Genomic DNA, 339 nt, shown 5'->3' on the forward strand with positions numbered 1-339 from the left:
AAAAGTGAAGACAAAAAGTTTGAACACTTGTCAGCGACGACAAGTATTCCACTGCGGAGTGGTAGTTCAGTTGGTTAGAATACCGGCCTGTCACGCCGGGGGTCGCGGGTTCGAGTCCCGTCCACTCCGCCACTTATTCAGAGTTTCAGCTCTTTAAAACTGAAAATAGGGGTGTAGCTCCAATTGGCAGAGCAGCGGATTCCAAATCCGCGTGTTGGGAGTTCGAATCTCTCCACCCCTGCCATATTTAAGGCTCTAGCAGAAATGCTAGAGCCTTTTTGCTTTCTGGAATTTAATAAATTACAGAAAGTAGCCTGGTATAATACCAATCCGGAAAAT

General features: G+C 46.3%; 2 tRNA genes. Both read left to right on the forward strand.

Going from position 1 to position 339, the window contains the following annotated elements:
- Positions 1 to 55 precede the first annotated feature (55 nt).
- A tRNA-Asp gene (locus AB4307_RS21730) sits at positions 56 to 132 on the forward strand.
- A gap of 35 nt (positions 133 to 167) precedes the next feature.
- Positions 168 to 244 (forward strand) — tRNA-Trp (locus AB4307_RS21735).
- Positions 245 to 339: the final 95 nt, after the last annotated feature.

This window comes from Vibrio sp. 10N.261.52.C2, from assembly GCF_041471425.1.
Classification (GTDB): Bacteria; Pseudomonadota; Gammaproteobacteria; order Enterobacterales; family Vibrionaceae; genus Vibrio; species Vibrio crassostreae_C.